This is a genomic window from Tenacibaculum tangerinum (assembly GCF_029853675.1).
Lineage (GTDB): Bacteria > Bacteroidota > Bacteroidia > Flavobacteriales > Flavobacteriaceae > Polaribacter > Polaribacter tangerinum_A.
The window spans coordinates 797,813-813,713 of sequence record NZ_CP122539.1 but is presented as its reverse complement, the minus strand read 5'-3'; the positions used below and the strand labels follow the sequence as shown (position 1 = coordinate 813,713).

Genomic DNA, 15,901 nt, shown 5'->3' with positions numbered 1-15,901 from the left:
AATGGTCATCATGTAGATGCTCTGTTTACTGAATATGATTTAAAACACGATTACAAATTAATCTTTACGTTGTAGTTTCTTAACTCATCAAGATGATTTTCAGGCTTGAAATTGTCAATATCAAACTTTTCTTGCCTATTTTTTTTCATCTTTATTCTATGAATCGCTTCTAAAAAGCGGCGCATTTCATTTTGGCTATTAATGATAATTCCTGGAACTCTAGCATTCTCACCATTATCATTTTTAGCCACCATAGTGAAGTAAGAAGAATTGCAATGTTTGGTTTCTCCTGTTTGAATATTTTGAGCTTCTACTCTTATACCAATTACCATCGAGGTTTTTCCTACGTAGTTAATAGAAGCTTTCATAGTAACTAGTTTACCCACTTCGATAGGATTAATAAAATTAACCGTATCAACAGAAGCAGTTACGCAATAGGTACCCGAGTGTTTAGAAGCACAAGCAAAAGCAATTTGATCCATTAACTTTAAAATGTACCCACCATGAATTTTACCACTAAAATTGGCATGCGAAGGCAACATTAACTCTGAAATGGTAATGTGAGTATCTTCTATATTTTTATACTCCTTATTGTTCATTTCCCCTAAAATGAGGAGACTGCTCCTCTTGAACGTTGGTAATAAAATATTTAGTGTCTCCTAGCCAGAAAATTTTTCCGTAACGTTCTTTGTAAGCAACTTTAACATACCTGCCTTGATATTCTTGGAGCTTATTAATAACCTCTTTTTCACTTTCTTCTACCGAAAAAGAGAAAATTTGAGCACCAGAAATTCCCTGACTAATTTCTCCTTCCCAAGTTTTTATAATCACACCTTTGTGGCTAATTTTTATAAGTTCGCCAGAGCGAACCCCTTCACTATAAGGAACAAAATAAACAAATGCGTAGTATAAGGTAGCTATAAGTGCAATACCTAATAAAACTAGTCCTAGAATTTTTCTCATAATTAAAATGTTGAACAATGTTACTTTACAAAAGTAAGGTTTATATTTTGACTTGTAAAATGAATTGAAAGTAGTAAGTTTGCGTTACTTCAAAAAACGATTAAAATGAATTATATTTTATTTGATGGTGATGTTCGAACAGCTTTGTTGCCATTTACCTATACACGACCAGTAGCAGATATTAGAGTAGGGATTTTAACGATTAGGGAAAAATGGGAAAAATATTTAGGGCTAACTACGACGACTATAACAGAAGCGTATTTAGAAGAAAAATATCCTATGGTTGAAATGGAAGAAAATATATTGTTAAATGCTTCTTTCTTGCCTACAAAACCGTTGGTTGAAATGGTGAAAAACCTACAAGCCAATCAGGCAATTTTTAAAGGGGAAGATGTCATTGCTTTTTATACTAAAGATACACAAGATGAAGTTGATTTTTCATCTTATGAAGCTCTTGAATTTGAAGATGATATTATTCAAATTAAAAATACATGGGATATTTTTTCATCAAACGATAAGGCTATTCGTGCAGACTTTGATTTAATTACTGAAGGAAGAAAATCAGCACCCATCCCTGAAACTGTAAATTGTGTAAATAGAAATGACATTTTTGTTGAAAAAGGAGCTAAATTGACTTTTGCCACTTTGAATGCCGCTACAGGACCCATTTATATAGGAAAGAATGCCGAAATTATGGAAGGCGTAGTAGTACGTGGTGCTTTGGCTATGTGCGCACATTCGGTGTTAAAATTAGGAGCTAAAATATATGGAGCAACCACTTTTGGGCCTTACTGTAAGGTAGGAGGGGAGGTAAACAATTCGGTGTTGTTTGGATATTCTAACAAAGGACACGATGGTTTTTTAGGAAATTCGGTGCTTGGAGAATGGTGTAATATAGGAGCAGATAGCAACAATTCAAACCTTAAAAATAACTATGCTGAAGTAAAACTATGGAATTACGAAACAGGACGTTTTGCCAAAACAGGATTGCAATTTTGTGGTTTAATGATGGGAGACCATTCTAAATGCGGAATTAATACGATGTTCAATACAGGAACCGTAGTGGGGGTGTCAGCGAATATTTTTGGAAGTGGATTTCCTAGAAATTTTGTTCCTTCATACAGTTGGGGCGGAGCTTCTGGCTTTACAGAATATAAAACCAATAAAGTTTTTGAAGTTGCAGAGGTTGTAATGCAAAGAAGAGGTATTGAATTTGATGAAAGAGAAAAGCAAATTTTAGAACACGTTTTTGAAGAAACAAAACAGTATAGAAACTACTAAACTTAAAAAAGGCTTTACATCGAAAGTAAAGTCTTTTTTAATAAACTACACGATGAGAGCATACTGGGTATACAAAAAAGCTATTTAAGAGTTTCGAGGTAAGTCTTGGAGATTAAAACCCTTGGCTATCCGCCCTGCGACTAAAAACTAACTCTAAAAACAAAGTTAGGGGTTATACCTAACGAAACTTTATCTACTTCTTTTAATTGATACTTTAAGTTGTTTTGAGAATTTATAAAAGGAACTGTGTTGTAGGTTCTATTTAGTATGTTTTTTCTGTCAAAAATATTTAACAAAGAAAAACCGATTTTACTTTTCCATTTGTCAGAAAGGTTAAAAGAATAGGTTACAGAGGCATCAAACCTACTATATCTAGGAAGTCTTAAAGCATTGATATTTTCCCAATCTAAGTAAATAATAGGGTTTTGGCCATTTTCATCAGTTACAAATTCATTAATTTCCGTATATGGATTTCCAGTTCTTAGAATCCAACCCAATGAAAATTCGTAATTATTCAATTTGTACGCTTGAGACCAAGAAAAATAGTTGGTTATATCGTGGTTTGCAGGAAAGAATGTATTCTCTAAATCTAAAAACTTAAACCTATTTTTGGTGTAAGAATAGTTAATCCATGTTCTGTAATTGTTGAATTTTTTATGTACCAAAACATCAACCCCATATATTTTTCCTTCACCATTAGAAAAATCATTTGATTGATCATTGTAACCGCTAGTTAGTGAAGTCATACCACTAACCTTTTTATAATAAGGTTCGATATCAATACTCCAGTTATCTTTGTTAAAAAGAATTCCAGAAGAAACCTGTAAACTTTTTTGTAGAGGAACATTATCGTTATTTACTTGTGTCCATAATTGATTTTCTAAATCAAACCCTAGGCTAGCTGTTTGAAATTCTATTATTTGAACTAAGGTTTGGTGTTTTTGCTCGAAAGATGCTTTGGCTCTTAAATGCTGCGTAATTTTTTTTTCAAGATACAACCTTGGTTCTATTACATATTTATCAATCTTAGAAAAGTAATTAAGACGAGTTCCTAAATTTATATTCCAGTTGTCATTATCATATATAAACTCCCCAAAAAGAGAGCTAGTATTATTGTTGCCATTATTTTCTTCTAGCGAATTAAAAACATTTTGGTTTTGAATATCGTATAAATATTTTAGTTCATATTCAGATTCTGTAGAAGTAAAGTCATATCCAGCAAAAATACTAGCCTTGTCGTTTAACTCATAGTTAAAATTATAAGATACACCTACATCGTTAATTAAGTTGTTTTTTGATGAGAAGAAAATAAGAAAGTTATCTATATAATTGTATTTTCCGGTATAATTTAGTTTAAAACTTGAAAAGTATCCCTTTATGTGATGTGTTAGCCTTTCCGACACCTTTTTTGTCCACTGTATCCCAAAACCAGCATTTTTAATACTCAAATCGTCAGTATAAAAATCTTTATAATCAGGAATTTCAAAACTATTAAACAATTTGTTTTTTGTATATAAAAAACTTAGAGACAATTGCTCTTCTTCAGTAAGAGAAAAGTTTAGTTTTGCCGTATAATCAGCAAAATTAAAATTATTTTCTCTGTTAAATTTTATTCCATTACCAAAAATGTTTTTTTCTTGATTAACGTCAAATGTTTGAAATACTCTTGTAGATATGTTATTAAAAGTTGGTGTCTTGATAATATTAGCATAAGACCTTCTCATTGATAATAAAAAGGATGCTTTTTTAGAAACAGGTATGTTTACATAGGCATCAGCATGTGTCATGTTCAAACCAAAATTTCCTGTAGTTTTTTTAGGAATTTCATTGTTTGATTTAATATCTATTACACCAGAAACTCTATTTCCGTATCTGGCACTTGTACCGCTTTTAGAGAGCGTGATTTCTTCAGTTACATATGGATTGAATGCTGAAATCATTCCGAAAAAATGACCAGAGTAATACATTTTTATTCCATCCCACAAAATTAGATTCTGGTTTGGGGTACCCCCTCTTATGTACACACCAGCAGCAGTTTCATCAGGACTTTGAACACCCGGAATAATTTTTAAACTTTCTAACACATCAGGCTCTGTTAAGCCAGGTAAAACGCCTAAATCTTTAGGATGAACGGTTATGGTACCATTTCGTTTCTTATTAATACCTGACTTGATATGATTTGTAACAAGAACCTCGTTTAATAAATTGTATTCGTTTGGATTGAAATTAGAGTTCTTGGTTATATAATAATAACGCTCATTAATTTGATTAAAAATTAAAGGAGTTTTTCGCTCAATTTCATTTATAAGATATACTAATTCACATTCTTTTTTTGTAAAAGAGAAGCTCTTTTCTTTTATAATTTCTGGATTGAAAGAAAATTTTACCCCAAAACTTGCTTCCATTTGTTTTAAAACATCTTGCAAGGGGGCTTCAACAAAAGTAATGTCTACTTTTTCCTGAGAAAAAATAGACATTGCTAAGCATAGAAAAAGTACACTTAATTTTATCTTCATTTATTATATGTCAATACAACGAAACTATTTTTTGCTAATTTATAAGAAATTTTCATAGGAGCAAAAACAGTTTGTAACGCTATATTAACATTTTCATGCGTAAAAGTACCTGTGAACCGTTGGTTTACGTCTACTTTTGAGGTGTCGAATTTTAAGTTAAATTGATTTTCTAGTGATTTTACGACTTGTTCTAAAGGCACATTGTTAAAAGAACTTTCACCATTTATCCAAGAAGGTTCAATATTATTAAATATCCATTTTTCACTAGAGTTTTTATAATTTCTATAGGCTTTTCCTTTAGTTAAAAGAACTTCTTCGTTGTTTTTTGAGACAACTTTTACCTTGCCCTCATAACACATAACTTCAAAATAATCCTTAGAAGTATTTACGGTAAACTTGGTTCCTAGCACCGTTACTTTTCCTTGAGTAGAATTTACGGTAAAAGATTTTCCTTTTTCTACTTCAAAATAAGCAATTCCTTTTAAAGACAATGCTCTTTCTTTATTCCAAATTCTTTCTTTGTAAGTAATCTCAGAGTTAGGAGATAAATGAACTTTAGAGTTATCGGGCAAACTTACTGTTAATTGCTCTCCATAATTTGTAGAAAAGGTAGTAGTGTCGTTAAAATATAAAAAACTAATTAATAGAGCTATAGAAGCAGCTGCACCGTATAGCCATGCAGGAATCAGTTTGATAACTTTTTTACCTGTTTTTTTCGATTGTATCTTTTGAGTAATCATATCAAAAGCCGCCTCTTTATTATAAGAAGGTGCTTTTAATAGTTTAGAAGCATCGTTAATAGCTTTGAATTGATGATAATCTTCTGATTGTTGAAATTCTTTCAACTCCTCATCAGATAAATCATTAGCAATCCATCTTGCTAAAAAGGTGTTATTTTTATAATCTATGTTCATTCTTCTATTACGTGCTATTTGTATATAAAACAGGTGAAATACTAATTACCCTACTAAAAGTTTTATTTTTTTTACAATTTACCAATTTTATCTTTCAAAGTGAGTAAAGCATTACTCATTCTCTTTTCTACAGCCTTTACAGAAATTCCTACAATATCGGCTATTTCACTGTACTTTTTTTTATCTATTCTGCTCAGTAAGAATACTTCTCGCTGTTTTTCTGGTAGGTTAGCTATCGCTTGTTTTAGCTTTACATGAAACTCTTCTTGTTCTAAAATAAATTGAGGACTTTCATCTGTTTTTCCAGAAAAAACACTTTGTTTTTGATATTCCACTACCACTTTTTTATGAGCAATTTCATTTAAAAAATGATTATTAGCTATCGTATACAAGTAAGATTTAGCTTTTTCAAAAACAACCTTAGCACAGTTATTCCATAATTTTATATACGCCTCCTGGACGATATCCTCAGCTTGCTGAATATCGCCACATTTGTAATACATATAATTTCTTAAAGTTTGTGAGTGTTTGTTAAAAATTGCGTTAAAATTTTTTTGCTCACAAACAGATTTTAAGATTCCTTTATCCATTTAGATTAAATTCTTAATCGGTAACAAATGTAAGAAATTGTTATGAAGAGGTTAAAAAAATATTAATATAACTTGTATATAGGTAGTTTTTTGTGTGTTTCTTCGTAATGCGGAGTTTTTTTGTAAACCCAATATAATTGTGCTTGCGGATTTTTTGCAAAATCTTCTTCTATTGTTAACTTCTCTAAAAATTCTTGCTTTACTTGAGGGTTCTTGTTTAAGAAATCTTCGGCAATGTCTTCAAAAACATACGAAGAATATCCTTCCTTTTGCTGTAAAATAGTATCAAAAAAATTCCAGTTAAAAAAAGAGTCAATAGCTTCTGCTTCTAGAGTTTCTATAATGTAGCGTATTCCTGTTTGATTTGTTGGAATGTATATAGCTCCTTTCGAAAATTTAATTTGTTGATTTTTTGTCCTAGCAACTTGAGTATTGAAATGTAAATAATGACCTTCATAAGCCATTTTTCGAGTATCAAAATCTTTGATGTGTTGAACTTCTACAGTGAATACGGTGTCTTTTTTAATACGAGTAAATTCAATATTATTATTTTTTAATCGCTCTACAACATCATGCCATCCTTGTTGTAAAATATAGGCTTTTGGAATTGTAATTTCTTTGATTGGAAGATAATTGTTGTAGTAAGGAATTTTTTTATCATAAGGTTTTGTTTTGTCATACAACAAACGTTTTCCATTGGTAACTTTACTAGCTATAAAAGTCCCTTCATAACCTTTAAATTGAAGTGTGCTAGGAGTATCTCTATCAACCTCAAAAGTAATTGGGTATGTTTTTTTACTGATGATCTCTTCTACAGCTCTTTTTCGTAACTCTTTAATTTTACTACTGTTTTCTTCGGAAAAGTCTAAAACAGAAAGTAACAACTCATAGGTTTGTTCTACTCTAATTTTATAAGGTTTTAGCATGTGGGTTTCAACCATTAACCCTAAGGTATTGAATAGCGTAGTATAACCTGTAGAATATCTAGGAGAATCGAAAAACTGTGACCATCCGCTTTCAGGTGTGGTTCCCCAAACGTTTACATACGGAGTGATACTAATGCTCTTTTGTGCCAAAGATTTTTCTATATCAGGGCGCATTGTTGTTTCTATAAACGTACCCAATTTTCCTCCTAACTTGTTATGTTGTGTGAATAAATGTGTAATTGCGTATTGATAATCGGCACCGTTACTTACATGGTTGTCAATAAAAACATCGGGATTTATAGTGTGAAAAATCTCAGCAAAAGCAGCAGCATTTTTTGTGTCTTGTTTAATAAAGTCACGATTGAGGTCATAATTTCGAGCATTTCCTCTAAAGCCGTATTCTTTCGGACCATTTTGGTTGGCTCTTGTGTGGGAGTTTCTATTGAGCGCACCGCCAATATTATAGACAGGAATCACGCATATTAAAGAATTCTTGTAGCTGTTTTTTAAAGAATCGTTTTGAACTATATCTCTTAATAAAAGCATAGAAGCATCAATTCCGTCAGACTCTCCTGGATGGATACCATTGTTGATTAAAACCTTATTTTTAGAAGAATCTTGAAGCTCTTTAAGATTCGTTTTTCCATCTGTATTGAAAACAACTAAATGCAATGGTTTACCAATATCTGTACTCCCTATTTCAAACAAAGAAATTTCAGGATATACTTCGGCTAAATCTGTATAAAAAGAAATAACTTCATCATATTTAGGTGTTTCTGTTCCGTTTGAAGTTTCAAATAGCGTTGTAAAATCGACTGATTTTTTTACAGGTTTTTGTTTACAAGCCACAGCGATTAGTAGAAGTAATACAAATAGTTTTTTCAAAAGAATAGTATTTAAAAGTTTAGATTCTAACAGCGTCTGGTACCAGCCCGGTGTAGTCACCGTCGTTTCTAATTACATCTCTTACAATAGAAGAAGAAATATAACTTTTACCTGAAGAGGTTAATAAAAATACAGTTTCTATTTCAGAAAGTTTTCTGTTGGTATGTGCAATCGCTTTTTCAAACTCAAAATCGGCAGGATTGCGTAAACCTCTTAAAATGAATTGAGCATTTTGTTCTTTACAGAAGTTCACCGTAAGTCCGCTATAGGTCAATACTTTTATTTTCGGTTCGTGTTTAAACGTCTCTTCGATAAAACGTTTGCGTTCTTCTAAAGAAAACATGTACTTTTTATCTGCATTCACACCAATTGCAATGATTAATTCATCAAAAAGGGTAACACCACGCTCAATAATATCGAGGTGTCCTAAAGTAATCGGATCAAAAGACCCAGGAAAAATTGCTCTTTTCATTATATATTATCGTTTAAAGCCATTTCAATAGCATTTCCGAATAATTCGGTTAAAGAAATACCTGCATGATTGGCTTGCTGTGGTAAAATACTTGCTTCAGTCAACCCTGGAACAGTATTCATTTCTATAAAATGTGGCTCATCGTTCACCAAAATATATTCTGAGCGAGAAAAACCACGCATGTTTAAAATTTCATATACACGTTTGGCTACCTCTTCAACTCTCTTTCTTTGCGAATCAGTTAAACGTGCAGGAGTAATTTCTTGTGACTCCCCTTCATACTTCGCTTTATAATCGAAGAAATCATTTTCAGAAACAATTTCGGTTATGGGTAATACTGTGGTTTTTCCTTTGTATTGAATTACTCCAACAGAAACCTCAGTTCCATCTAAAAAGCTTTCAATTAATATTTCAGTGTCTTCTTCGTACGCTTTTTCAATGGCAGGAAGTAATTCTTCTTTGGTATATACTTTTGAAATTCCAAAGCTTGAACCCGAACCATTTGGCTTTACAAAGCAAGGAAGACCTACTTTGTTAATAAAAGCATCAGTATTTATTTCATCGCCTTTGTTTAAGTATATTGAGACTGCTGTGGGAATTCCGTATTGTTTAACGACACTTAAAGTATCACGTTTATTAAAAGTCAACGCCATTTGATAGAATGGGGCAGAGGTGTGTTGTAAGCCAATAAGATCGAAATAAGCTAATATGATACCGTTTTCACCTGGGGTACCATGTATGGCATTGAAAACACAATCGAACGTAATTTTTTTCCTTCAATTTCAATTGAAAAATCTTCTTTGTTTATTGGATGCTCTTTTTCATTATCATCAACACATATCCATTTATTTTCTAAAATATGAACTTTATATGCGTTGTACTTTTCAGTATCAATATGTTTGTAAACTACATGACCACTTTTTAGAGAAATTCCTACTTCAGAGGAATAACCTCCCATAATAATAGCGATGTTTTTTTTCACTTCAAATGTATTTCAGTTACTTTTTTATCATTGTTTTTTTAAAATCCGGATGTTGGATTATACAAACTTACCAAAAAAACTCGTTTAGGGGTTATTGAATTTAAAATAGTAATATATTTACTGTAAATTTGTGCGATATTACAAAAAATCATATGAGTAACTTTTCAGAAAGCCTACATGGTCTATTTCAGTTTATAAAAAGCAAAGCGTTTTTAAAAAACGTAATTATAGCCGTTGTTTCAATACTTGTTTTTGTATTTGTTTTGCAGTGGTGGTTGGGGGTAAGAACCAATCATAATCAGAAAATACAAGTGCCCGATTTACAAAAAATGTCTTTGCATGATGTTGAGGAAGCATTAGACGAATTAAATTTAGATTTTGTAGTTATTGATAGTGCGAGCTATAATCCTGATTATCCAAAGAAATCGGTTATTGAGCAAGACCCCGAAGCTGGTGATTTTGTGAAAGAAAAACGAAAGATATACCTAACGTTAAATCCATCGAAATACAGAGACGTAGAAATTCCTGATTTGAACGGACGTACCAAACGACAAGCAACGACACATTTACGCTCTATAGGTTTTAAAGTAGGAAATGAAGTAACATGGGTTAAAGATATCGGAAAAGATGTAGTTCGTGGATTAACGTATAATGGAGAAAAAATAGCACCAGGAACTAAATTACCAAAACAAACAACCATCAATTTGATTTTAGGTGATGGTGAGGGATACTAATACTCGATTCATGCAGGAAGATACCACCCCAGAGATTGAAAATGACGATTTGTATGAACACTATCGGTTTGTAGCAACTGATGGTCAAGTACCTTTACGAGTAGATAAGTTTTTAATGAATTTTATTGAAAACGCAACTCGAAATAAAATACAGCAAGCATCTAAGGCAGGAAATGTTTTGGTAAATGAGGTTGTTGTGAAGCCAAACTATAAGGTAAAGCCTAAAGATGTGGTTCGGGTGGTGTTAACTTATCCACCTCACGAAAATCTGTTAGTTGCAGAAGATATTCCTATTGATATAGTATATGAAGATGATGAAGTAATCGTGGTAAATAAGCCAGCAGGAATGGTGGTACACCCTGGTCATGGAAATTATTCAGGCACACTGGTAAACGGACTCATTCATCACATCGAAAACTTACCCAAAAACTCAAATGAGCGTCCTGGCTTGGTGCATCGAATTGATAAAGATACCAGCGGATTATTAGTGGTTGCAAAGACTGAATATGCCATGGCACATTTGTCCAAGCAGTTTTTTGACCGTACAACTGAGCGATTATATTATGCTCTGGTTTGGGGAAATATTGAAGAAGATGAAGGAACTATTGAAGGAAACATAGGGCGTAGTTTTAAAAACCGTCTTCAAATGGATGTTTTTCCTGATGGAGAACACGGCAAACACGCCGTAACACATTATAAAGTGTTAGAGAGGCTTACGTATGTAACCTTGGTGCAATGTAAGCTAGAGACAGGAAGAACACATCAAATTAGAGCACACTTTAAGCACATTGGCCATACACTTTTTAACGATGAACGCTATGGCGGAAATACCGTTTTAAAAGGAACTACCTTTACCAAATACAAACAATTTGTAGAGAATTGTTTTAAAGTACTACCGAGGCAAGCATTGCATGCCAAAACCTTAGGTTTTACACATCCTACAACGGGTAAGTTTTTACAGTTCGATTCGGAAGTACCAGAGGATATAAAAAATTGTTTAGAGAAATGGCGGACGTATTCCGAGCACTCTAAGTTAGAAGAATAAAGAGTCTTTAGGTCTTGTTTTACCCTGAGCATGAAAAAGAAAAATAGCTTGGAAAAGAGTATTCTATGTAAAATTTAAGTCGTTAAGAAAAGATGTCAATGGTAGACAATGGGTCTAAATGCGAAATAACAAAACATAAATGGTATTAAATCAAAGGTTACTTTCCCAAAAAAATAGCGGTACAATAACGATAATGAGCGGTATAGAGAAAGCCAAAAAGAAATACTTAGAATTATGAGTAGCTATTACGCCTTTTCCAAAAAGGAGAAGCTTTCCATCTCATTTCAGTACTGTAAAAAAAGTTTTTATGCTGTAGATAATGATTCCAAACCTGCTGTATTTGTTGCTTGTACATTACATTGAATTGTTTCTCTTTATCAGAATCTAAATCTTTAATAAAGTCATACTTACTAAGTAGCTTTTGAAGTTGCATGGCATTTGCCATGGCGTTAAACATTCCTTGAGAAGAAAGCGGATCAAAACTCATCGCAGCATCACCCAAAGCAACCCATTGTTTGCCTGTAACTTCTGCTAAACGTGTAGTGTTGGCACTTACCGTGCCATGAAAGTTGATAGTTGCTTCGTTTCCTTCAAGCAAAGGCAGAATAAGTTTTTGCTGTTTGGCAAAAGATAAAAAAGCAGTTAAACTCTTTATTGTATTTCTATCTATTAAATCAGCATCTGTTTGAAAGGCAATTACTCTTTTATTGTTAGGTATCACAGCACTGTACCACCAACCTAATTCAGCAGCAGCAATGGTACTCATGGTATTTTCTGTAGTATTGGGCAAGCTCATCCAACAAGATATCAACTTATCGTACGCTGTACGTTCAATACCCAAGCTTTTAGCGAAATGCGATTGTCTGCCAGTAGCATCGATTACAAACTTAGCATAAATGGTATGTGTAGTTCTATTTTTTAAATCATCAGACTTTGTTGTTATTTTCCAATAATTAGCTTCATAAGAACTACTAAAAAGACGTGTTCCCCAAATACAGTCAACACCTCTTTCAACAGCAATTTGTCTAAGATAAATTTCAAAGTTCTTTCTATCTAAACTTCTAGAGAAGCCATCAGGGTTTCGTAAGTAATCCACAATTTGAAGTTCATTGCTTCCCCAATACGATTGCATTCCCACATTGTTGCAGAATATTGTTTGTTTTACAATATCGGACTCGTTTTTTAATAAACTCAACTCTTTTAGAATGCGTTGTGCAGCAGGGGCGAGCGACTCTCCAATTCTATCTACAGGTTCGGCTAGTTTGTCTAGCAATGTAACCTTATAATCATTAGCTAAAGAAATGGCGGCAATGCAACCTGCAATGCCACCACCAATAATTAGTATATCAGTTGTACTAGTATATTTTTTCAACACGTATTTCGTTATTAAGGAGTATATCTTGAAAAACGGGTCATTTTCTCAGGAATACCCACTTCAACCTTTTTAGGAGTTATTTCTTGGTGTGAATCAGATTGTTTCATTGTATGTAATTTTGAAGCAATTAAATGTATGGTTTTGATAACATTAGGAGTTGCTTTAAAATCTTTCGACAATTCATCTTCCGTTAGCGTTAATAAACTACGTCGAGCATCTTCTAATACAAACTGTTCGTTTAATAAATTATCGTGTGATAATTTGTCTACGGCCGTGTCTATTGTATCTTGAATTCCTTTTTGTAATTCATGTTTAGTAGTTAAAATACCTTGTAAATCTTGTATCGTAGCCTTTAATAATGCTACCTCTTGTTCTGGAGTGGCAGTGATACCCACTTGCATCTCTTCAGGAAAATTAGGGTCATTTGGTACTCCTGGGCGCTTTTGTACCACGGCTAACTTATCGAAATATTGAATCATACTATTAATTTGATTCGTGTAGGTTGGTGCTTCACCATGTAGCGGAAGATCGTCTAACCAATCGGAACGGAAATTAAAAGCTTGCACACGTGTTTCTTCTGATAAATTAGAATTTACCGCTTCTTTGTAACGTTTTTCATTTAAGATGTTATTAGGTACTCTAGCAGGCCAAAAAGTTGGTAAATACGGATCGTATTCACTTGTATATCCATCTCTACAACTTGCGGTATCGGTCTGCCAAGGAATTGCCATCCAACGTGTAATTCCACCAGCTACTTGCCCGCCTAAAATAGGCCCTTTTGCCAAAGGCAATACGTCGTTGTTCATCATTGGGCCGTAATAGGTGGTATTAACAGGAGGTGTTTTAGGTGCGTGTTTAATTCTAAAAGGAGCCATATACATTCCTGAAGAACGCATAGGCCATGTCATTTCACAACCAGGGTGAAAAGCATCTGCTAAACAGAATTCCATAGCTGCTTTGGTAAGCATATCGGGTTGTTCAGATACAGGAAGCTCATCTATCGTCGGCGGTTTCGGTGTGTGCGGACATCCAGTCATGTCCACATAATCTGCTTCAAAATCACCTTGCACCCACTGGTCTAAAAATTCCAATTGCAAATCTGATAAGGTAGCGTGTTGACGCACAGAGCCTGTCGAAGGAATGCTAACAGCATCTCCATACATCCAAGGCCATAATTGCGGTGCTTCTGCACCAGATGCGTCAAGACGACGGAAATTGTTAGAAATTGTTCTTCGCATTTCCATGTAAGCTGGTGACGGATTTCCTAAGCGTTTTATCCATTCTTTAGTGGTATAATTAAACTGCCCTCCAAAACCAAAGGCTCCTGCAAAACCAGCATTTACCCATTGTAAATCGGTCATACGTTGAAAAATAGGTAAAATATCTTTGGTAAAAGAAGGGCGTATTGGTCGTACTAACATTTTAGATTTTACGGCCACATCACGCATTAAATCCCACATGGTACGTACCGATTTTTGCATGGGAGCATAATCTGGTGGTGCACAAATAACCCAGGCCGGATCTACTTTTAATTTTGTGCCTTCGTATTCTACTTCAGCAGTAACAGGACCGTCAGAAATGTCGTCATACCAACCTTCGTTATTGGCAAAAGTAATGGCAATATCTCCGTTGATGTTTTCCGATTTTCCATGTCCGCCTAACATAATCAAACGTCCTTTTTCATCGGTACGCATTTCCCCTAAATACACTTTTTTTGAAAGAAATGCTCCTTCAAAGAAAGGACCATCGGTGATATTGGTTCCAGTGATAGATTTGGCACCTCCATCAATTATTAGAGAGTTACGATCTTTTACATCAATATTACGTAACATAGAAGGAGGCATATCAGCAGCTTCTGGAATATCTAAGGCAATGTTAAATTGATACCAAGAGGATTTTTGATTGGCTAAATGACTGTGCCACGTGATTTTTGCATTTTCTGCTGTTAACTCCTTTACTGCTTTCCCTGCGGCATTAAATCCGTAAACTCTAAACTGTGCTGCTTGTCTTTTTAAGGCTCCTTTTTTATCTCGATAGGCATATGGGTCGGTTTGTGGTTCAGGATTATCTACTAGCGGACCGATAAAGTATTCGTGTTCACTATTTCCAACCCGCATCACACCAATAGGAGGGTAGATCCCCGCTTTGACAATACAGTCACTGTTTTCATCAGTGTTTCCTTGAAATTGCGGATTAATTTCTTTAGGTTCTTGTAATTGCTGTCCGTTAGCTTGATGTCTTGCTTCAGCACTTGCCGCATAGACTACTTTTCTAGCTTGTGCAATCGAGCCTAAAGGTTCGTGTTGAAGCAAAGTTCTCCAAATATTAAACGCCAAATTACTACCGAATTCTGCTTGCCCAATACTAGCTACATCTTGTTGCGGTAAATGCAATTTGGCAATACATATATACGGACTCTCTTCTGTACTCCAAACCACTTGTGCATCTTCTAACGGCATGGTAGCATCATTTGTACGTAGCTGTACTTCGAAACGGAAGGTCGCTTCTTTGGTTAACAAACGTTGTTGTAAATCGATACCTAAGTAATTAGTATCGTTAAAAGGAGTACCCGTATAAGTGTTTTCAGGAACTAAGCGATATTTTACAATTTGAGAATCACCTAATTTAAAAGGAAGAATTGCCCAGTAACTAGCGCTTAATACACTAGCTTCTTCTTTGGTCATTGCTTTTAGAATACTAGCTAATTCAGGGTGTTTTGCTATGTACGAATCGTAATCACGGTCAATAACTCCAGCAGTAGTAAAACTACACATTTGTTGTGCATCTCGTGCAAAAAAACGGTCGATGTTTTGAAAGATAAAATCGGCATTGGTACCATCTCCTAATAATTTAGGTCCTTCAACACCAAAGAGTTTTAAACCAACTCCTAAGGTAGAATGTAAATCGGGTGAAGTAGGACTGGTATCACTTGAAAAACGAACGGCACATTCGTAAGTATCGCCAGCAAAAATTCCGATTTTGAATTTTTTGTCAATGTCTTTGTTTACAACAAAACGACCGTAGGCAATACCGTGTTGTTTCCTAAAAACGGCTCTTTCGGCAGGCTGCTGTCCACTTTCAATACGTGTTTTTTGCCCCATTTCTACAAACATTTCTTTTAAACGTTGGGTAATTTGGCTAATATCTCCATCGCAGTTCCAGCATGATGAAGGTTGATTTTGTGAAGGTGTAGTCATTATTTGATTAGTTTGATTATT

12 protein-coding genes and 1 pseudogene are annotated in these 15,901 nt (G+C 34.0%); 3 read left to right on the top strand and 10 right to left on the bottom strand.

Annotated features, from left to right (window positions below):
• Nucleotides 1-50: 50 nt before the first annotated feature.
• Together P8625_RS03435 and P8625_RS03430 are read right to left on the bottom strand one after the other, a co-directional pair.
• Nucleotides 51-599: an acyl-CoA thioesterase gene (locus P8625_RS03435; RefSeq protein ID WP_279652100.1), complete on the bottom strand. Its 549-nt coding sequence runs from the start codon at nucleotides 597-599 to the stop codon at nucleotides 51-53.
• Nucleotides 589-963 (bottom strand): 6-phosphogluconate dehydrogenase, encoded by a 375-nt coding sequence (locus P8625_RS03430; RefSeq protein WP_279652099.1) that lies wholly within the window; start codon nucleotides 961-963, stop codon nucleotides 589-591. Before P8625_RS03430 ends, P8625_RS03435 begins: the two co-directional genes overlap by 11 nt.
• 105 nt (nucleotides 964-1,068) lie before the next feature.
• Here P8625_RS03430 and P8625_RS03425 point away from each other — a divergent pair, with 105 nt between their 5' ends.
• Complete coding sequence (locus tag P8625_RS03425) at nucleotides 1,069-2,244, top strand: GlmU family protein (protein WP_279652098.1); 1,176 nt, start codon at nucleotides 1,069-1,071, stop codon at nucleotides 2,242-2,244.
• A gap of 140 nt (nucleotides 2,245-2,384) precedes the next feature.
• Here the strand turns inward: P8625_RS03425 and P8625_RS03420 are convergent, their stop codons facing one another.
• The 6 genes and pseudogenes from P8625_RS03420 to P8625_RS03395 form a co-directional block, all read right to left on the bottom strand.
• Nucleotides 2,385-4,760: a TonB-dependent receptor plug domain-containing protein gene (locus tag P8625_RS03420; protein WP_279652097.1), complete on the bottom strand. Its 2,376-nt coding sequence runs from the start codon at nucleotides 4,758-4,760 to the stop codon at nucleotides 2,385-2,387.
• A complete protein-coding gene (locus P8625_RS03415) occupies nucleotides 4,757-5,674 on the bottom strand; it encodes a FecR family protein (protein WP_279652096.1) in 918 nt (305 codons plus the stop codon). The genes P8625_RS03420 and P8625_RS03415 overlap by 4 nt, the downstream gene beginning before the upstream one ends.
• A 71-nt stretch (nucleotides 5,675-5,745) precedes the next feature.
• A complete protein-coding gene (locus P8625_RS03410; RefSeq protein ID WP_279652095.1) occupies nucleotides 5,746-6,264 on the bottom strand; it encodes an RNA polymerase sigma factor in 519 nt (172 codons plus the stop codon).
• 62 nt (nucleotides 6,265-6,326) lie between these two features.
• Nucleotides 6,327-8,075, bottom strand: coding sequence for a M14 family metallopeptidase (locus P8625_RS03405; RefSeq protein WP_279652094.1), 1,749 nt, complete (start codon nucleotides 8,073-8,075; stop codon nucleotides 6,327-6,329).
• Between the two features lie 19 nt (nucleotides 8,076-8,094).
• Nucleotides 8,095-8,547: a pantetheine-phosphate adenylyltransferase gene (coaD, locus tag P8625_RS03400; protein ID WP_279652093.1), complete on the bottom strand. Its 453-nt coding sequence runs from the start codon at nucleotides 8,545-8,547 to the stop codon at nucleotides 8,095-8,097.
• Nucleotides 8,547-9,529 (bottom strand): annotated as a pseudogene (locus P8625_RS03395) (D-alanine--D-alanine ligase). Before P8625_RS03395 ends, coaD begins: the two are co-directional and overlap by 1 nt.
• Nucleotides 9,530-9,681: 152 nt before the next feature.
• On the opposite strand from P8625_RS03395, the gene P8625_RS03390 reads away from it, so the two are divergent.
• Both P8625_RS03390 and P8625_RS03385 read left to right on the top strand, forming a co-directional pair.
• Nucleotides 9,682-10,263 (top strand): PASTA domain-containing protein, encoded by a 582-nt coding sequence (locus P8625_RS03390; protein WP_279652092.1) that lies wholly within the window; start codon nucleotides 9,682-9,684, stop codon nucleotides 10,261-10,263.
• A gap of 10 nt (nucleotides 10,264-10,273) precedes the next feature.
• Entirely contained in the window at nucleotides 10,274-11,308 is a 1,035-nt protein-coding gene (locus tag P8625_RS03385; protein WP_279652091.1) for an RluA family pseudouridine synthase, read from the top strand.
• A gap of 232 nt (nucleotides 11,309-11,540) precedes the next feature.
• On the opposite strand, the gene P8625_RS03380 is transcribed toward P8625_RS03385, so the two are convergent.
• The gene (locus P8625_RS03380) at nucleotides 11,541-12,680 is read right to left on the bottom strand and encodes an NAD(P)/FAD-dependent oxidoreductase (RefSeq protein ID WP_279652090.1); all 1,140 of its coding nucleotides are present in this window, start codon (nucleotides 12,678-12,680) and stop codon (nucleotides 11,541-11,543) included.
• A 14-nt stretch (nucleotides 12,681-12,694) separates the two neighbouring features.
• Complete coding sequence (locus P8625_RS03375; RefSeq protein WP_279652089.1) at nucleotides 12,695-15,880, bottom strand: LodA/GoxA family CTQ-dependent oxidase; 3,186 nt, start codon at nucleotides 15,878-15,880, stop codon at nucleotides 12,695-12,697.
• Nucleotides 15,881-15,901: the final 21 nt, after the last annotated feature.